This is a genomic window from Mycobacterium sp. E136 (assembly GCF_001666865.1).
Taxonomy (GTDB): domain Bacteria; phylum Actinomycetota; class Actinomycetes; order Mycobacteriales; family Mycobacteriaceae; genus Mycobacterium.
This window is the reverse complement of sequence record NZ_LZJE01000323.1, coordinates 1-522: the sequence shown is the minus strand read 5'-3', so window position 1 is coordinate 522 and position 522 is coordinate 1. Positions and strand designations below refer to the sequence as shown.

Genomic DNA, 522 nt, shown 5'->3' with positions numbered 1-522 from the left:
TGACCAGATCCAGGTCGGGCCTGCTCCGGATCGCATCGATCGCGATCGACCCGACGCCGCCCGTCCCCCAGACCACGGTTCTCAGCGGTGTTTTCACGATTCCTCCGTTGCTGCGATTGACCCCGTCACCAGTGCGGCGCGCTCGAGATACTCGCGACCGATTCGTCGCCCTGCCGTCTCCCACACATCTGCACAGCGACCGAGTACAGCTCGGTCGTCGGCGCTCCCTCGGCGGGCGCCCGGATGTCGAACCGGAGCGTGAACATCAGCACCGCGACAAGGCCGGGGTATTCACGACGACCGACTCTAACCTAATCTTTGTTCTGGTTACCATTAATAGTGGATGCTATTCTCAGCGCTGGCTTTGTCGCCACACCGGGCTCCCGGAGGAGGATCGATGACCGGAGGTAAGCACCGCGTCGTGGTCTGGTCGACCGGCGGAATCGGCTCCATCGCGATCGATGCGATCCGGAGCAGGCCCGACCTCGAACTGGTCGGGGCGTGGGTGCACTCCGAGGAGAA

Annotated in this window: 1 protein-coding gene and 1 pseudogene; one reads left to right on the top strand and one right to left on the bottom strand. The window is 63.6% G+C overall.

Annotated features, from left to right (window positions below; genetic code table 11):
• Positions 1–125: 125 nt before the first annotated feature.
• The gene (locus A5698_RS28740; RefSeq protein ID WP_156670581.1) at positions 126–266 is read right to left on the bottom strand and encodes a hypothetical protein; all 141 of its coding nucleotides are present in this window, start codon (positions 264–266) and stop codon (positions 126–128) included.
• A gap of 131 nt (positions 267–397) precedes the next feature.
• On the opposite strand from A5698_RS28740, the pseudogene A5698_RS28735 reads away from it, so the two are divergent.
• Positions 398–522, top strand: a pseudogene (locus A5698_RS28735) (dihydrodipicolinate reductase); the annotation flags it as partial.

What these genes read in the sequence shown, in the direction of transcription:
- A5698_RS28740 (WP_156670581.1), bottom strand. Translation starts at nt 266, where the DNA reads ATGTTCACGCTCCGGTTCGACATCCGGGCGCCCGCCGAGGGAGCGCCG.